This is a genomic window from Litoribacterium kuwaitense, assembly GCF_011058155.1.
GTDB classification, from domain to species: domain Bacteria; phylum Bacillota; class Bacilli; order Bacillales; family DSM-28697; genus Litoribacterium; species Litoribacterium kuwaitense.
This window is the reverse complement of record NZ_JAALFC010000001.1, coordinates 161,189-176,846: the sequence shown is the minus strand read 5'-3', so window position 1 is coordinate 176,846 and position 15,658 is coordinate 161,189. Positions and strand designations below refer to the sequence as shown.

Below are 15,658 nucleotides of genomic sequence, written 5' to 3'. Positions count from 1 at the left end.
CTTCCTTTACGTTGGTAGCATGGCGAGTACAGTCTCAACAATCACGGTTAAAATGGGCACTGCCATGACTAAGATCAGTACTTTACCACCTAACTCAATTTTTGAAGCCAGCGCATTTTGCCCAGCATCTCTTACAATTTGCGCCCCAAACTCAGCAATATAAGCAATGCCGACTATTTTTAATACCGTTGTTAAATAAACCGTCTCAATGTGTGCATTCGTCGCTAACCGTTTGATCATCTCAATCACAATTTGAATCTGCTCAATGAGCGTAAGAAAAATAAAAACACTGGCAAACAATCCGAGTAAAAGTGCAAAAAGAGGGCTTTTTTCTTTAACGATGAGGACGAGTAATGCAACAACAATCCCCAATCCTACTAACTGGATAATGTCCAACGCTGATGCAGCCCCTCCCTCTCGCCTATCGCTAGAACAAAAACACATCCCTTATTTTTTCAAACAAATCAGCGATCATCGTCGCCACAAGGTATAACACAACAATAAAGGCGATGAGCGTAACCCAATGTGCCCAATCTTCTTTACCCATTTGTTTGAGTAACGTATGAATCATCGCAATGATGACGCCGATGCCAGCAATCTGAAATATCGTATTAATATCGTATCCCATGGCTTCCATGCACCTCTTCTACTTCATTCCTTACAGCAAGATCAGCACGAGCAAACAACCGCTTAAAAAGCCTAAGCTTTTACTTAGAGAAGCATAGGTACGCTGCTCCGTGCGTGCCAGCTCTTCTTCTCTTGCCAAATGGGTCATCGCCAACGAAATCTGCTTTTGCTGCTGCACGCGATCATGGGCACCAAGCGTCTCGCCAAAATGATCGAGGATCGCTCTGTCTCCTTGTTTTAAAGCGGAGTGACTAAGCAATGACGCCACAGCTTGTTGCCATGCTTCTTTCGCGGATTGGTGCTCATGAAGCCCTAACGCAGTATCAGAAAACAGTTTTTGTGCCACCCCTTTGTGCTGCCTCGCCACGGTTTCACACGCCTTGTGAAGCGGCGCATGACTGAATAAAATTTCGGCCTCCAGTGCCTGAAACGCATAACGTATGTGAAGCAATTCCTCCGGACGTTTTTGCAATCGGGAAGCTTGATAAAACCCTAACCAAGTCGTTGTCGCAATAATAAACATTGCCCCAAATAGTGTCATCGTAAGACCTCATTTGACTCCTTTAAGGAGAACGGATGTCCGTGTTCATTTTTGATCGTGCGGATCGCTCCCGTTCGTACATGATCAAGCTCAATCATCCTGGAAAACGGGGAAGCATTCATTAATTCTTTAAGTGCTGGTCTTTGGAAAATATCATCTAAGTGAAACGCATGAGCTGAAGCAATAACCTTTACACCGGCATGAATGGCTTCCATGACCGCTAGTGCATCTTCTTTCTCGCCAATTTCATCAACGATTAATACGTCGGGACTCATCGTTCGTACCATCATCATCATGCCGGCCGCTTTGGGACACCCATCTAAAACGTCAACTCTCGGTCCAAACGAATATTGCGGAACACCGTCTTTACACGCAGCAATTTCTGAGCGTTCATCAACAATTCCAACTGTCCGAGCTGGTATGTCTTGTCCTCCCTCACTGATTAAGCGAACGATATCACGAATCAAGGTCGTCTTTCCGGATTTCGGAGGTCCTAGCACGAGCGTACTTTGCCACTCCCCTTGCTTACACAGAAATGGTGCAATTCGGTCAGCGACTCCTTTTTTTTCGTGTGCTAGGCGAATGTTAAAGCTTGTAATATGCTTCAGCGTACGAACACGTCCATCTTCATGGACTACACTGCCACATAAACCTATGCGATGCCCTCCGCGTAATGTAATATACCCTAGACGAATATCATGCTCATGAGCGTACATAGAATAATCCGTTAAACGCTGCACCAAATCGATCGCATCGTCACGCATAAATAAAGCTCCACTTAATAAGCGCGAACGCCCTTGCATTCTAACTTCCACTGGCTTGTCCACTCGAAGTCGAATTTCTTCAATATCATGCCAGTGCAGGCTCAGTGAATGAAGGCTCGTTTGAACCTTGACCGGAAGCAATGATATGACGTTCTCCATCGACTTCTCCCTCCTGCGCATTGGCGTCTTCATGCGTATACTTTATATGTATTCGTCACCCGTCTACTTATGCGTAGAATTATCGTCTATGAACGCCTATCAAGATTTGCCCGCCACGTTTCTTTATCATAAATGTAAAAATGCCCGCCTGATCAAAAATGCTGATCAAGGCGGGCTTCATTCCAAAAGAATATGAAAACTAGCAGAAGCAACGCCTGCTAGTTTTAAATGACATATTAAGCTCTTGAGACATATTTGCTATCAGTCGTGTTAATGATCAAGCGCTCACCTTGGTTTATGAAGAAAGGCACTTGAACAATGAGACCGGTTTCTAGCGTTGCTGGTTTTGTACCACCAGAAGCCGTGTCTCCTTTAATCCCTGGCTCTGTCTCGGTGACTTCAAGCTCAACCGTATTCGGAAGCTCTACTCCTAACGTTTCACCTTCGTAAGTGATCACAGATACTTCCATATTCTCTTTCAAAAATTTTAGCTCTTCTTCAATTTGTGCTGTGGGAAGCTCGATTTGTTCATACGTAGACGTATTCATAAACGCGTGCATATCCCCGCTCGCATATAGATACTGCATTTTGGCCCGCTCTATATGGGCACGGCCTACTTTTTCACCGCCGCGGAATGTTTTCTCTGCAATCGCGCCTGTTCTTAAATTACGAAGCTTCGAGCGAACAAATGCTGCTCCTTTTCCCGGCTTAACATGTTGAAACTCCATGACTTGCCAAATATCGTTATCTACTTCAATCGTTACACCTGTTTTAAAATCATTGACAGAAATCATATTACGCGCTCCTTTTAGCTTTAATTAAAGTACAATAAGTTCCTTGTTGCTGTGGGTGAGCCGTCGACCTCCGTCTTCTGTGACGAGCACATCGTCCTCAATCCGTACACCGCCTAAATCAGGAACATAAATGCCTGGCTCTACGGTGACGACCATTCCAGGCGCAAGCACTTCTTGCGATTTGCCTGACAATGAAGGACCTTCATGAACTTCCAAGCCGATGCCATGACCTGTTGAATGGCCAAAGGCAGCACCATATCCTGCTTCAGCAATGATACTTCGAGCGACATCATCGACTGAGGCGGTCGTTTCTCCTGGGCGAATCGCTGATAAAGCAGCTTTTTGAGCTGTTAGAACAATATGATGAATATCTTTTAGTTTTTCGTTCGGTTCACCAATGGCAATCGTGCGTGTGATGTCCGAGCAATACCCTTGATAATAGGCGCCAAAATCGAGCGTAACCATGTCACCCTGTTCAATGATTTTATCGGAAGCGACGCCATGGGGCAGTGCAGAGCGCTTTCCTGAAGCGACAATCGTGTCAAAGGACGAGGAGTCAGCGCCTTGTTTGCGCATGAAAAACTCCAATTCATTAGAAATTTCTAATTCACTCACGCCTGGGCGAAGGACCGTTAAAATATGTTCAAACGCTGCATCAGCAATTTGCCCCGCCTCTTCGAGAATTCGGATTTCATCGGCTTCTTTTTGTCGGCGCAGAGGCTCGATAACACCAGCGACACCTACGAAAGAAATGTCTGAAAGTGCTTGACGATATTGCTCAAACTGTTGATAGGTTAAATACGTTTTCTCAAACGCCACCTCTTTTACTCCAAGCGCTTTTGCTTTTTTGGCAACTTCATCATGAAGTGTGCTTTGATATTGAATAATTTCTAATTCGCTGACCTGGGCACGTGCCTGCTCCGTGTACCTAAAGTCCGTTAAGAGCATTCCTTCGTTTTGTGTCACAAATACGACACCCGCTGTACCTGTAAAATGGGAGATGTAACGCCGGTTCGAGGGATTTGTAATGACCATTGCTTCAATCGAATGCTGCTTCAATGCATTCTGTAGTTTAGCCAGTCTACTCATCGGTTGTTTCCTCACTCCTTATTTTGAAAGGTTTAATATCGCCTGAAGTCCCAGCTCATAGCTTGCCATGCCGAAGCCAGCGATCTGGCCGACACAAACAGGTGCTATGACGGACGTATGACGAAATGCTTCTCGTGCGTGAACATTGGACATATGTACTTCGACCACTGGACTTTGGATCGCTTGAATGGCGTCACGAATCGCAATGCTATAATGGGTATATGCACCTGCGTTTAGCACAATTCCTTGACAATGGCGAAATTCATGTAATGTATCAATAAGAACACCTTCTGAATTCGACTGTCGAAACGTCAAAGTCACATCTTTTTCATTCAAGAGCTCCGTGAGCTTTTGCTCCAATTGAGCCAAGGTTTCAGAGCCATAAACCCCTGGTTCCCGTTCACCAAGCAAATTTAAATTTGGACCGTTCAACACGAGTATCGTATTTTCCATGCGTCTCCCTCCTCTCCTATTAGATGAGGGGCTTTTCTTTCATTTAACCAATGCTTTATGATCAAAGCGGTAAAACGCGGTCTGCGTCTCATTTTATCATACGTCTATGCATTTGAGTAGTTCTCAGACTCTTTGTTATGCCGCAGTTTCATAAGCTTTTGATACTCATCATATTCATAGGAAATGGAGTATCCGACAAACACACCATACACTAAAAACAGACATCCCGTTGTCACTAAAGAGTCAACATTCATTTCTTGTAAAAGGGGCACGCCAGGTAAAAGAGGGCTTAACACTCCATATAAAATCAGCCAAATGGCAATGCCAAACAGGCCGCCTGAAAGCAAACCTTTTCGCTTTCGCAGCAACGCATGATAAATAAAGGCTATAACAATTGATAACAGACTTAGCCCGACTAGCGTTGTTAATACACCTAACCAAGTAGCACCGAACCCATAACCCGTTGCTTCTTCCAAGAAGGACTGCGGCCCATACGTGGAGAATGAAAGCAAAGAAGCGATCCAGCCGACAATCGAAAAAAGTAAGCCGCCGTACCAGCCAATACTGACGATTCGGATCATATATTGCGCCAATGGTGTCTGCTCTTGCAATTTATCTTCTGCCATTTTAAAAAACCTCCTACGTCTTTACCCTCAGTATGTCCACGTTGATTTCATTTTTTACATGTCTGTTGAAAAACATGGTACACTAATAAAATGAATGCTGGGTTTGTAAGGAGGATTTGTGAATGGCGGATGAAAAAACACCGGTCTACGGTGGGCAAGCCGTAATCGAAGGTGTCATGTTTGGCAGTCGCACTCATGGGGTGACGGCAGTCCGGAGAAAAGATGGCACACTTGCATTTTATCAAGCAGATCGGGCGACTCGTCCGTGGTTAACAACGATGAAAAAAATGCCTTTTATCCGTGGTATCGCCGCGATGATTGAGGCAAGTGCAAACGGATCAAAGCACCTCCAGTTTGCTAGCGATCAATATGAGGAAGATCATGACGACGGAAAAACGGATCAAAAAGAACCTTCTAAAATGCAGATGGCTTTAGGGATCGCAGTGATCGGCATCATCTCTTTTATTGTCGGTAAATTAATCTTTACATTAGTCCCAATGCTGTTAGCTATGTCTCTGTACAAATGGTTTCCAGGCCATCTTATTCAGAACTTGTTAGAAGGGGGCTTTAAACTACTATTTTTGCTTGTTTACATTTATGCTTTATCGTTTGCCCCATTAATTAAACGTGTTTTTCAATACCATGGCGCTGAGCATAAAGTGATTAACGCCTTTGAAAACGGGAAGTCCCTCACACCAGAAAATGTAGCCAAGGCATCCAGGCTCCATTACCGGTGTGGAAGTAGCTTTATTTTGTTAACCGTCGTCGTCGGAGTTTTTATTTATTTAAATTTCCCGTCCGATCCATTTTGGCTACGTGTGATGAACCGAATTGCGCTCATCCCTGTCGTTCTTGGGGTATCTTTTGAAGTGCTTCAGCTTACGAATAAACTGAAAGATGTTCCTGTCTTGCGTTACCTTGGCTATCCAGGACTCTGGCTACAGCTACTCACAACAAAAGAACCAAACCGTGAACAAATTGAAGTAGCCATCGCCTCATTTAATGAACTCAGACGCATTGAACAAGAAGAGCAAAAAAGTAAACAGGTTGAGAGCGTCATTTGATTATGTCGTATCTTTTTCGGGAATAAGTGAATAGAGATAAAGTGAAATGAAGAAGGAGGTGTCCGGTCATGCGCCGGCATAAAGGGTTGAGCGTCATTATTGGTTTGGTTTTTGGATTAGCAGCGATAGGTCTTGCATCCACTTTGATTAACAACCCAGGCTCATTGTTCATGTCCCTTTTAATCGCCGCAGGGCTCGTCGTACTTCTCTTATGGTTGATGCGCAGGTTTTTAGGCGTCCAGGGACCAAAAACAATGTCACAAGAAGATATTCGTTACAAAAAAGCGGTGCAACAATCTAAAAGAAAATATCAGACTGCTTCTCGGAACAACGGACGACGAGATACGAAAAAGCCAAAAGCGTTTAAGCTAAACCAAAAACCTTCTAGTTCACGAAAATCAGCACGACCTACCCATCTGCGCGTGATTGAAGGCAAGAAACGGGAAAACATGCCGAAAAAAACATTCGTTAATTCGGACTTAAGAGGATTCTTTCGCGAGAATCTTCTTTTTTGTCGATGAAAATCTATGCCCATGTCTTTAAAAATTGTCCCGCTTTTTCACGACCAAGCTCAAGAAGGGATTCTTTTTCTACCTCCGAAAGTTCAAAATCGGTCGTTTGAACTTTTGAAACAGGCAGAAACATAATATCATCAATGTGGTGCTGGCTAATGTAGCGGTTGTCGTGCGCATTTTGCATCGTCTTAAATAGATGACGGTACAATTGAAGTGCGTTTGAAATAGGTGCTTGTGTCTGCGGTGGGCGATCTCCTGTTAACCGTATCCCTAACACTGGACGTTGAGGCTTCGTCGTTTGCGGCTTAAATAACCACATTGGGAAATTACTTAATACACCTCCGTCAACAATGAGACTTTTCTTTCCCGCACCATTGTATAATTGTACCGGTTGGAAAAAGAAAGGAAGGGTACAACTCATCCGCACCGCACGCGCCACAGGAAAGGCTTTCAATTGTATGCCGTAATGCTCCAAGTCATCTGGAAGAACGACCATGCGACCTTTGGAAACGTCTGAGACAACAACCCTCAATGCTCCCTCAGGCAAATCTTGAAAAGTTTCAACACCCCGCTGGGCGAGCTTGGTTGCGACCCACTCTTCTAAAGCATCTCCTTTGTACAAGCCCATTTTAAAGTAAAGCTTAAACCAGCGGAGTACCCCTCCACGGCTTTTCTGCCCTTCTCCTTCTAACAACGTAGTGCCGTTTAATTCATCGAGGATTGGAACGAGTTCATCCGCCCGATACCCTGCTGCGATCAATGCCGCCAACAACGCTCCCGCACTCGTTCCTGCCGTTCGAACAAAAGAAATCCCTTGCTTTTCGACCTCTTGGATGGCACCAACCATAGCAATCACTTTTATTCCTCCGCCAGAAAACACTCCATCTACATTCATGCCGTCGTCCCCCTTTGCATGCTTTACCGACATCCTAAGCGGGAACGCTTCGATTTAGTACATTACTTTTTTATCTATCCAATCTTTAAGTCATATAGTGAACAAACACAAGCGCTGCACGTGTTTCGATAGAGTTGACACACAAAACGAAAAGCGACCGCCTCATTCGTCTTGACCAGTCCATTTTCAAGAATTTTCTTCATAAAAAAAGCGGATCAACTATGCGTTCATAGCATCCACTTTAAAAACCCGTTTATTTACGATTCTTGCTCTTGTTCAGAAGCTGCTGACGCTTCATTCTTTTTCTGGATAGCCCGCAACACCTGTATACGGCTTTCATCTTCCTCAAAGTATTCTACAAGATCGCCAATACGATCGATTGCTTCCCAACTAATATGATGTTCAATACCTTCTACATCATTATAGATTTTTTTCTCATCAAGACCGATGACGCGCATAAAATCTTCAAGAAGTTCATGGCGAAAAACGAGGCGCTTGCCAATCTTCTTACCTTTTTTCGTGAGTACGAGACCTCGATATTTTTCATAGACGAGATATTCATCTTTATCTAAGCGTTGCACCATTTTTGTTACAGACGATGGATGGACTTCAAGAACTTCAGCAATATCTGAAACTCGAGCATATCCCTTTTCGTTAATTAATATGTAAATTTGTTCGATGTAATCCTCCATACTTGGCGTCGTCATTTCTGATCCCCCAGACCGTAAGAACGTAATACTGACAGGATACAATAGAATCAAAAGAGTTACAAGCAAAGCTATTAGTTTACATAATAAATTTTATGTATACTTAAGCACGTGGCTTTTCTAAATGGCGGATATCGAGTATACTGGGAAAAGAAATTATTGCAACGTTTTTTACGATTAAGGGGGCTTAAGCTTGGAAGCTTTAATTGTTATTGGTCTTATTTTACTCGCGTTAATCAGCTACAGTGTGATTAGTCGCTTGTTACAACGACGGTACTTGAAAACTTTAAGCGAAGAAGAGTTTAAAGAAGGGTATCGTAAAGCGCAGCTTATTGACGTGCGAGAATCACAAGAATTTGAAGGTGGACATATTTTAGGTGCCCGCAATATTCCGCTTTCTCAAATTAAAATGCGACAAAAAGAGATTCGTAAAGATAAACCAGTGTATCTCTATTGTCAAAGTGGCACACGGTCAATGCGAGCAGCAGCCATGTTAAAAAAATTAGGTTGTGAAGATATTAATCATTTACAAGGCGGCTTTAAAAAATGGTCAGGCCGTATTAAAAAAAATAAATAAAAGACCAACACGCAGGCTCCGAAAAATGGATGCCTGCGTTTTTCGTAATGATTTATTGATCATCTTCGGGCCAAGAATAAGTGAGCACTGGCTGACGTGCCGCTCTTGTTTCATCAAGACGGGCCACAGAAGTCGTATGTGGTGCTTCTTGAACAATTTCGGGATTTGTTTTGATCTCTTCATTAATTTGACCAAGAGCATCAGCAAACGCATCAAGCGTCTCCTTGGCTTCTGTTTCCGTCGGCTCAATCATCATACACTCATCCACATTTAAAGGGAAATAAATTGTTGGCGGATGATAACCATAATCGAGCAATCGCTTACCAATATCAAGCACACGTACGCCGAGCTTCTTTTGCGACTTTCCTGACACGACAAATTCATGCATGCAATGGCTTGGGTAAGGAACATCAAACCATTCAGCCAATCGGTGCTTTAAATAATTTGCATTAATGACAGCTTGCGTTGACACTTCATCCATGCCATCTTTCCCCATTGACAATATATACGCATAAGCACGCAACGCAATACCAATATTGCCGTAATACGAACGGACGCGTCCAATGGACTGAGGTCGCTCATGCTCCCAACGGTATCCTTCCGTCGTTTTCGCAAGCACTGGCTTCGGCAGAAACGGCTCGAGTTCTTTTGACACACCAATAGGTCCAGAGCCTGGCCCGCCTCCTCCGTGAGGGCCGGTAAATGTTTTGTGTAAGTTTAAATGGACAACGTCGAAGCCCATATCCCCAGGGCGTACTTTTCCTAAGATGGCATTCAAATTGGCACCATCATAGTACAATCTTCCACCTGCTTTATGAACAATTTCCGCCATTTCGACAATCTGTGTTTCAAAAATACCTAATGTATTCGGGTTTGTCAGCATCAGTGCTGCCGTTTTGTCGTTGACAAGTTCCTTCAGGTGTTCTAAGTCAACGGTTCCTTCGTCTGTAGATCGAACGGTTACTGTATTGTAACCAGCTACGTTTGCCGATGCAGGGTTCGTACCATGCGCAGAATCTGGCACGATCACTGTATCTCGCTCTTGTTCTCCATTGGCTTGATGGAATGCTTTAATCATCATTAAACCAGCCCACTCACCGTGAGCACCTGCTGCTGGCTGCAGGCTCACACTATGCATGCCCGTTATTTCCGATAAAATAGACTGCATATCATAAAGCATAGACAGCATGCCTTGTACTGAATCCTCAGGCTGATACGGATGTACGTGAGCAATCCCAGGTAGGCGAGCAATCGTTTCATTCGTTTTCGGGTTGTACTTCATCGTACAAGATCCGAGCGGATAAAAACTCGTGTCGACACCAAAGTTCCGATTGGACAAATGAACGTAGTGGCGCATAATTTGACCTTCAGATACCTCAGGTAAACGTGGTGCCTTTTTCCGGCGATGGGAGTCTGGGATTGGATTTTCGTCTAATTCAGGTACATCACTTTTTGGCAATGAATACGCAATCCGACCTTCCCGCGACATCTCAAAAAGTAGTGGTTGTTGTTTTTCCATGAGTCATGACCTCCTTAACGAGACGAACGAGCTCGTCAATCTCTTCTCTTTTTCGACTTTCTGTCACACATACGAGCAGATGACTTTTTTCATCATCTGACGTTCTTCCAAGGTCAAAGCCCCCAAGAATACGCTTATCCATGAGCTTCTTCACGACATCCGCAGCTAGACACTCAGTATCAATCACAAACTCGTTAAAGAATGGTCCATCATAGACGACTTGAACGCCTGCTTCCTTAAACGCTTTTTTTGCATAATGTGCATGACGAATATTTTGCTCAGCCATTTCTTGAATACCTTGCTTACCTAGAACGCTCATCGCTACAGAAGACGCCAACGCAAATAGTGCATGGTTGGAACAAATGTTAGATGTCGCCTTGTCACGACGAATATGCTGCTCTCTCGTTTGTAACGTCAATACGTAGCCACGCTGACCGTTTTCATCAACAGTTTCACCAACAATACGCCCGGGAATTTTGCGCATAAAGGTTTTTTTGACTGCAAAGAAGCCACAGTGAGGCCCTCCGTATTGCGCTGGAATACCGAATGGTTGAACATCTCCAACAACAATGTCAGCGCCAAAGTCTCCTGGCGGCGTCAAGACACCTAATGAGAGCGGATTGGCGCTTACAACAAATAACGCTCCTGCTGCTTTTGCTGCATTGGATAAAGCTTCAAGATCTTCCAACTGTCCGTAAAAGTTCGGAGACTGAACGATGACACACGCCGTCTCGTTATCAACCACTTCTGTTAAGAGACTTAAGTCAGTCACACCTTGCTTTTTTTCCACTTGCACAACATCAAAATTGCCGCCACCGCTATACGTATGCAACACTTCGATTGATTCTGGATGGACAGTTTCCGAGACGATGACTTTACGCCTTCTTTTATGACTTGCAGCAAGCTGCGCAGCTTCAGCCATCGCTGTTGCGCCGTCGTACATTGACGAGTTCGCAAGATCCATTCCTGTCAGCTCGGCAATCATCGTCTGAAATTCAAAAATGGCTTGCAGCTCTCCTTGTGACATTTCTGGCTGGTAAGGCGTATAAGCCGTGTAAAATTCCGATCTTGAGATAACATGGTCAACGATCGTTGGGATGTAATGATCATATACACCTGCACCAAGAAATGATGTGTACGAGTTCGTATGAGCGTTTTCATTTGCTTTATTTTGAAAATACGTAAGCACATCGGCTTCAGACATACTTTCCGCCAAATGGCTTTGACGAATTTGATAACGTAAATGCGTTGGAACGCTGGCAAAGAGCGACTCTGCGTCCTCCAACCCAAGTGCAGTCAGCATTTCAGCTTGATCCGCTTCTGTCATTGGCAAATAACGATGCTTCATTTAATTATCCTCCTTAGAACGTTTATAAAAAGGCAGCTTAACAATGGTCGCCGTTTCTTTTGCGCCCCGAATGTCGACGACGACAGTATCCCCCGGCATCATCGTCGCAGGAACATACGCTAGCGCAATTGGCTTTCCTAATGTCGGTGATTTAGTTCCGCTCGTCACTACACCAATTGGTTCTGTGTCGTCTGCCTGCTCGTAGACATCATGTCCTGTGCGTGCGATTCGTTTACCATTCATCGTTAAGCCGACTCGCTTCTGGGGTACGCCTTCTTCTTTTTGCTTCGCAAGTGCTTCCTGCCCAATAAACGGACGTTCTTTCCATTTCACAGCAAAGCTAAGCTTCGCCTCTAATGGTGTAATGTCTTCAGTCAGATCTTGACCGTATAATGGTAAGGCAGCTTCCAACCGTAGTGTATCACGCGCCCCTAGACCACATGGCTTAGCCCCAGCCTTTTGTAATGCTGTCCAAACTGCCTCTGCACCAGATGAAGGAATGTACATTTCAAAACCGTCTTCCCCAGTGTAGCCTGTGCGGGCAACAAGGACATCGTATCCAACAATGGAAAGTGATTGGAATGAAAATGGCACAAGTTCAACAGATGTCCCAGCCACTTCAGTCAATAACTGCTCAGATGTTGGCCCTTGTAAAGCGATTAACGCTGTGTCATCCGAAACATCTCGTAAAGAACAGCCTTCTACAGGTAAATGTTGTTCAAGCCAAGCCCAGTCTTTTGGCCGGTTGGCTGCGTTAACGACGAGCCAGAACAATTCATCGCTTAAACGATAAATGATAAGATCATCAATGATGCCCCCTTGTGGATTACACAAAAAGGTATACATTGCTTTACCGATTTTTTGCTGATCCACATGACCGGTCACCAGCCGATTTAAATAATCGACACTGTTCGGACCGCTCACTTCAAATTCGCCCATATGGGAAACGTCAAAAATCCCTGCCGCAGTACGAACAGCCGTATGTTCATCGATGATGCCTGAGAATTGAACAGGCATCGCCCATCCGGAAAAATCAATCATTTTAGCTTTTTCAGACAACGCTACATCATACAGTGGCGTTTTTTTCAAACCCATACACTCACACCCTTTTTCATTTTTCTTACATTTCAAAGCATTGGTTTTAGGGATCATAAAAAAACAAGGACAGCAAAACAGCGCGAGTCTTCCTCACGAACTGTCCTCTGTCCTTGTCACCTGAGAGTTTTGCACAATTAAAAAACAATTGTATCCCCGTTGGCGGCTGCAAGCAGCACTCTCCAGAGAAGCGTCCCACAAGAGTCTTTTTGCCTGAGAGATTCACTTTGGTTTGCTCCTTCGGCGTCGGAAATAAATCCGATCTCTCCCCTTGTTTTCATCCGCAACAATATTTTTTAAGTTTATTGGTTACACTGAAAATAGCTATCTACATCCTACCACCAAACGGGAGGATGATTCAACACGTATTTTTTAAGAGGTGCCACGATGACAGATATTCAATTCGATTCATCATTTAATGATCAGTTTATGAAACGTTATGAAGCTGACGGCCACTGGGACGATTGGACGCTTTATCAGCTTCATTATGAAGTTGAGAAGAAAAAGCGCATCCAAAGCTTTGATCAGCTGCTTGCACCAGATCACTTGCCAGAGCTTGAAATTTTTAAGCATCAGCGTGAAACGGCTGAAAGAGTCATCCAGCAAATGAACGGCAAGGCCATTCTCGCGGACGAAGTTGGACTTGGAAAAACAATTGAAGCGGGGCTTATTTTAAAAGAATATATGATTCGCGGGCTCGTACAAAAAGTATTAATTCTAGCTCCGGCCTCACTTGTTTCACAATGGGAGCAAGAATTAAACACGAAGTTTTTCATTCCCGCTGTCTCCCATCGAAAAACGTACGTATGGGAGCAATGTGATGTTGTCATTTCTTCGCTAGATACAGCAAAACGCGAACCGCACCGCTCCATCATTTATGAACAAAATTACGACATGGTCATCATTGATGAAGCACATCGTTTAAAAAATCATAAAACGAAAAACTATGAATTTGTTAGGCATTTAAAGAAAAAATTCTGTCTCCTACTAACAGCAACGCCCGTGCAAAATAAAATCGATGAAGTGTTTCACCTCGTTTCTCTCTTAAAGCCAGGCCACCTCGGCCCAATCGAAAAACGAGGCAAGCTAGGGAAGAGTACGAAAGAACAGCATGACTTGAAAGAGCTCATCGGGCGAGTGATGGTACGGAACCGACGGCAGGACACAGGTCTGGAATGGCCGGATCGGGTTGTCCATACCGAGAATATTGACATGAGCGAAGAGGAGCATGCCATTTATCAAGAAATTTCGCGTCTGCCAGAAACGTTAGAGCGATTTAGAAAGCACCCTTTCTTACTGATTACGCTACAACGAGAATTTTGCAGTAGCCGTGAAGCTTTTTTTCAGACCATTTCTCAATACGCCCAAGATCAAACGTTAACTTCTGGAGAAGTGGACGTGCTGCAACCTCTTCTTAATCGGATGCAAGAACTAAAAATTCATGCAAAGGCAGAGCACCTTCTCAAATTGCTCCAGCAAACGAAGGAAAAGGCCGTCGTCTTTACCGAATATCGTGCGACCCAAGTTTATTTACAATGGTTGTGTCAACAACATGGGATTCGTTCAGTTCCTTTTCGCGGTGGCTTTAAACGAAGCAAAAAAGATTGGATGCAGCAGCTATTTCGCGATCACGCCGACGTCCTCATTGCGACAGAAGCTGGAGGTGAAGGGATTAATTTGCAGTTTTGCCACCACGTTTTCAACTATGACCTGCCGTGGAACCCAATGCGCGTTGAGCAACGTATCGGCCGTCTCCATCGTCTCGGTCAGGAAAACGATGTGCACATCTACAATCTAGCTTTAAGAGACACCATCGAGACACATATTGTCTCAATGCTGTATGAAAAAATTCATCTCTTTGAAAACGTCATCGGTCGGTTAGATGATATTTTGGAGCGAGTGCAAATGACCGAAGTGGATGAGTACATTGAGGATATTTTTACACACTCAGAATCAACTGGCGAACAGAAAATCAAAATTGATCATTTAACATCCGTTCTTAAAAATCTCGGAGAGGAGAAGGCGCAATGAATGCATATGAAGTGCAAGACATTGCACAGACCATTTTTCGTCGCTCAGGAGCCGACATTCTTTCTTCGCCACCTGGTACACTGCACATTCAACTAACTGAAGAGCTTGACCAAGCGCTTATGAACCGGCCGTTTTACTGGCAATACGTTCGCAGTACAGGAGAAACGCCAAAGCCGATGCAGCTCCATTTAAAAATAAATCCAGACGCTCCTGGTGACGGTGAAGTTCTTCATTCTGGCTCACCCCGCTTTCATCAATTGCTGGATCAGCTCCGCCTGCGCGGTCGGTGGACACGCCTTTACGAGGAGACTCGAGGTATTCCTGGTAACCAAACGGGGCTGCACCCTTGGCTTAATGTGAATGTAAAAATATCGTACTTATGCGACCGACGAAAAGATATTATTTTGTCTCTTGGGATTCATTTGTTAACCGGTACAGTCAAAGATCATTTTATGGATTCTCTTGCCTCTCGTCCGCTTAGCCCCCATTTGCCTGAATTGACTTTTATCATGGCGCCAATTATTAAACCACCAAGCGCCTTCGTTCGCATAAAACAAATGCTTATGGAGGCCATAGATCAAGGCCCAGACGATTGGGCAAAAGCCGCTGAAGCACGTATGCAAGAGGATCTCGAGCTATTAGACGCTTTTTATGCGGGTGAACATGAGCTACCGGAAAGCTATGAGATTGAAAAAAAAGCCATCGAAGAGCAGTATACGCCTCATATTTATGTAGAAGTGATTAACGCAGGAATATTTTACCTTCTTCCTTGACACTTCGACAAACTTAAAAATCCCCGGCTTCATCATCGCCGGGGTCAGCTGTTGACCTGTGTCATCCTTTTTTATATGAAT

The 15,658-nt window shown here is 44.2% G+C and carries 18 protein-coding genes and 2 riboswitches; of the genes, 5 read left to right on the top strand and 13 right to left on the bottom strand.

The features are described 5' to 3' along the window. Nucleotides 1-6 precede the first annotated feature (6 nt). From spoIIIAD to G4V62_RS00925, 8 genes are all read right to left on the bottom strand, one after another. Entirely contained in the window at nucleotides 7-444 is a 438-nt protein-coding gene (gene spoIIIAD / locus G4V62_RS00960) for a stage III sporulation protein AD (RefSeq protein WP_246218175.1), read from the bottom strand. Beyond that, entirely contained in the window at nucleotides 428-628 is a 201-nt protein-coding gene (gene spoIIIAC / locus G4V62_RS00955; protein ID WP_165198901.1) for a stage III sporulation protein AC, read from the bottom strand. The genes spoIIIAD and spoIIIAC overlap by 17 nt, the downstream gene beginning before the upstream one ends. Before the next feature lie 30 nt (nucleotides 629-658). Further along, nucleotides 659-1,168, bottom strand: coding sequence for a stage III sporulation protein SpoIIIAB (gene spoIIIAB / locus G4V62_RS00950; protein WP_165198900.1), 510 nt, complete (start codon nucleotides 1,166-1,168; stop codon nucleotides 659-661). Then, nucleotides 1,165-2,091 carry a stage III sporulation protein AA gene (spoIIIAA, locus tag G4V62_RS00945; protein WP_165198899.1) on the bottom strand — a complete coding sequence of 309 codons (927 nt, stop codon included), beginning with the start codon at nucleotides 2,089-2,091 and terminating at the stop codon, nucleotides 1,165-1,167. The genes spoIIIAB and spoIIIAA overlap by 4 nt, the downstream gene beginning before the upstream one ends. A 236-nt stretch (nucleotides 2,092-2,327) precedes the next feature. Then, nucleotides 2,328-2,885: an elongation factor P gene (gene efp / locus G4V62_RS00940; protein ID WP_165198898.1), complete on the bottom strand. Its 558-nt coding sequence runs from the start codon at nucleotides 2,883-2,885 to the stop codon at nucleotides 2,328-2,330. A 24-nt stretch (nucleotides 2,886-2,909) separates the two neighbouring features. Further along, nucleotides 2,910-3,974, bottom strand: coding sequence for a M24 family metallopeptidase (locus tag G4V62_RS00935; RefSeq protein WP_165198897.1), 1,065 nt, complete (start codon nucleotides 3,972-3,974; stop codon nucleotides 2,910-2,912). 18 nt (nucleotides 3,975-3,992) lie between these two features. Then, a complete protein-coding gene (gene aroQ, locus G4V62_RS00930; protein ID WP_165198896.1) occupies nucleotides 3,993-4,427 on the bottom strand; it encodes a type II 3-dehydroquinate dehydratase in 435 nt (144 codons plus the stop codon). A gap of 104 nt (nucleotides 4,428-4,531) precedes the next feature. Continuing rightward, a complete protein-coding gene (locus G4V62_RS00925) occupies nucleotides 4,532-5,053 on the bottom strand; it encodes a YqhR family membrane protein (protein ID WP_165198895.1) in 522 nt (173 codons plus the stop codon). A gap of 122 nt (nucleotides 5,054-5,175) precedes the next feature. Between G4V62_RS00925 and G4V62_RS00920 the strand changes: the two genes are divergently transcribed. Both G4V62_RS00920 and G4V62_RS00915 read left to right on the top strand, forming a co-directional pair. Continuing rightward, nucleotides 5,176-6,117, top strand: a complete 942-nt coding sequence (locus G4V62_RS00920) for a DUF1385 domain-containing protein (RefSeq protein ID WP_165198894.1) — start codon at nucleotides 5,176-5,178, stop codon at nucleotides 6,115-6,117. 68 nt (nucleotides 6,118-6,185) lie between these two features. Beyond that, a complete protein-coding gene (locus G4V62_RS00915) occupies nucleotides 6,186-6,638 on the top strand; it encodes an SA1362 family protein (RefSeq protein WP_165198893.1) in 453 nt (150 codons plus the stop codon). Between the two features lie 4 nt (nucleotides 6,639-6,642). Here G4V62_RS00915 and G4V62_RS00910 read toward each other — a convergent pair whose 3' ends face one another. Beyond that, nucleotides 6,643-7,527 (bottom strand): patatin-like phospholipase family protein, encoded by an 885-nt coding sequence (locus tag G4V62_RS00910; protein WP_165198892.1) that lies wholly within the window; start codon nucleotides 7,525-7,527, stop codon nucleotides 6,643-6,645. Nucleotides 7,528-7,784: 257 nt separating this feature from the next. Further along, nucleotides 7,785-8,234: a transcriptional regulator MntR gene (gene mntR / locus G4V62_RS00905; RefSeq protein WP_165198891.1), complete on the bottom strand. Its 450-nt coding sequence runs from the start codon at nucleotides 8,232-8,234 to the stop codon at nucleotides 7,785-7,787. Between the two features lie 193 nt (nucleotides 8,235-8,427). On the opposite strand from mntR, the gene G4V62_RS00900 reads away from it, so the two are divergent. Next, on the top strand, nucleotides 8,428-8,811 hold the full coding sequence (locus G4V62_RS00900; RefSeq protein ID WP_165198890.1) for a rhodanese-like domain-containing protein: 384 nt from the start codon (nucleotides 8,428-8,430) through the stop codon (nucleotides 8,809-8,811). A 52-nt stretch (nucleotides 8,812-8,863) separates the two neighbouring features. Here G4V62_RS00900 and gcvPB read toward each other — a convergent pair whose 3' ends face one another. Genes gcvPB through gcvT form a run of 3 tightly spaced genes read right to left on the bottom strand, consistent with a single transcriptional unit; the run spans nucleotide 8,864 to nucleotide 12,773 of the window. Further along, nucleotides 8,864-10,330, bottom strand: coding sequence for an aminomethyl-transferring glycine dehydrogenase subunit GcvPB (gcvPB, locus tag G4V62_RS00895; protein ID WP_165198889.1), 1,467 nt, complete (start codon nucleotides 10,328-10,330; stop codon nucleotides 8,864-8,866). After that, complete coding sequence (gene gcvPA, locus G4V62_RS00890; protein WP_165198888.1) at nucleotides 10,302-11,678, bottom strand: aminomethyl-transferring glycine dehydrogenase subunit GcvPA; 1,377 nt, start codon at nucleotides 11,676-11,678, stop codon at nucleotides 10,302-10,304. Before gcvPA ends, gcvPB begins: the two co-directional genes overlap by 29 nt. After that, a complete protein-coding gene (gene gcvT / locus G4V62_RS00885) occupies nucleotides 11,679-12,773 on the bottom strand; it encodes a glycine cleavage system aminomethyltransferase GcvT (RefSeq protein WP_165198887.1) in 1,095 nt (364 codons plus the stop codon). Between the two features lie 103 nt (nucleotides 12,774-12,876). Further along, nucleotides 12,877-12,963, bottom strand: a riboswitch (glycine riboswitch). Between the two features lies 1 nt (nucleotide 12,964). Then, nucleotides 12,965-13,054: riboswitch (glycine riboswitch) on the bottom strand. 106 nt (nucleotides 13,055-13,160) lie between these two features. Here gcvT and G4V62_RS00880 point away from each other — a divergent pair. Continuing rightward, a complete protein-coding gene (locus G4V62_RS00880) occupies nucleotides 13,161-14,804 on the top strand; it encodes a DEAD/DEAH box helicase (protein ID WP_165198886.1) in 1,644 nt (547 codons plus the stop codon). Then, complete coding sequence (locus tag G4V62_RS00875) at nucleotides 14,801-15,577, top strand: YqhG family protein (protein WP_165198885.1); 777 nt, start codon at nucleotides 14,801-14,803, stop codon at nucleotides 15,575-15,577. The genes G4V62_RS00880 and G4V62_RS00875 overlap by 4 nt, the downstream gene beginning before the upstream one ends. The last annotated feature ends 81 nt before the right edge of the window (nucleotides 15,578-15,658 follow it).

Excerpts from the sequence above, each read along its gene's own strand:
- spoIIIAD (WP_246218175.1), bottom strand. The coding sequence starts at position 444 with ATGTGTTTTTGTTCTAGCGATAGGCGAGAGGGAGGGGCTGCATCAGCG.
- spoIIIAC (WP_165198901.1), bottom strand. The coding sequence starts at position 628 with ATGGGATACGATATTAATACGATATTTCAGATTGCTGGCATCGGCGTC.
- spoIIIAB (WP_165198900.1), bottom strand. The coding sequence starts at position 1,168 with ATGACACTATTTGGGGCAATGTTTATTATTGCGACAACGACTTGGTTA.
- spoIIIAA (WP_165198899.1), bottom strand. The coding sequence starts at position 2,091 with ATGGAGAACGTCATATCATTGCTTCCGGTCAAGGTTCAAACGAGCCTT.
- efp (WP_165198898.1), bottom strand. The coding sequence starts at position 2,885 with ATGATTTCTGTCAATGATTTTAAAACAGGTGTAACGATTGAAGTAGAT.
- G4V62_RS00935 (WP_165198897.1), bottom strand. The coding sequence starts at position 3,974 with ATGAGTAGACTGGCTAAACTACAGAATGCATTGAAGCAGCATTCGATT.
- aroQ (WP_165198896.1), bottom strand. The coding sequence starts at position 4,427 with ATGGAAAATACGATACTCGTGTTGAACGGTCCAAATTTAAATTTGCTT.
- G4V62_RS00925 (WP_165198895.1), bottom strand. The coding sequence starts at position 5,053 with ATGGCAGAAGATAAATTGCAAGAGCAGACACCATTGGCGCAATATATG.
- G4V62_RS00920 (WP_165198894.1), top strand. The coding sequence starts at position 5,176 with ATGGCGGATGAAAAAACACCGGTCTACGGTGGGCAAGCCGTAATCGAA.
- G4V62_RS00915 (WP_165198893.1), top strand. The coding sequence starts at position 6,186 with ATGCGCCGGCATAAAGGGTTGAGCGTCATTATTGGTTTGGTTTTTGGA.
- G4V62_RS00910 (WP_165198892.1), bottom strand. The coding sequence starts at position 7,527 with ATGAATGTAGATGGAGTGTTTTCTGGCGGAGGAATAAAAGTGATTGCT.
- mntR (WP_165198891.1), bottom strand. The coding sequence starts at position 8,234 with ATGACGACGCCAAGTATGGAGGATTACATCGAACAAATTTACATATTA.
- gcvPB (WP_165198889.1), bottom strand. The coding sequence starts at position 10,330 with ATGGAAAAACAACAACCACTACTTTTTGAGATGTCGCGGGAAGGTCGG.
- gcvPA (WP_165198888.1), bottom strand. The coding sequence starts at position 11,678 with ATGAAGCATCGTTATTTGCCAATGACAGAAGCGGATCAAGCTGAAATG.
- gcvT (WP_165198887.1), bottom strand. The coding sequence starts at position 12,773 with ATGGGTTTGAAAAAAACGCCACTGTATGATGTAGCGTTGTCTGAAAAA.
- G4V62_RS00880 (WP_165198886.1), top strand. The coding sequence starts at position 13,161 with ATGACAGATATTCAATTCGATTCATCATTTAATGATCAGTTTATGAAA.
- G4V62_RS00875 (WP_165198885.1), top strand. The coding sequence starts at position 14,801 with ATGAATGCATATGAAGTGCAAGACATTGCACAGACCATTTTTCGTCGC.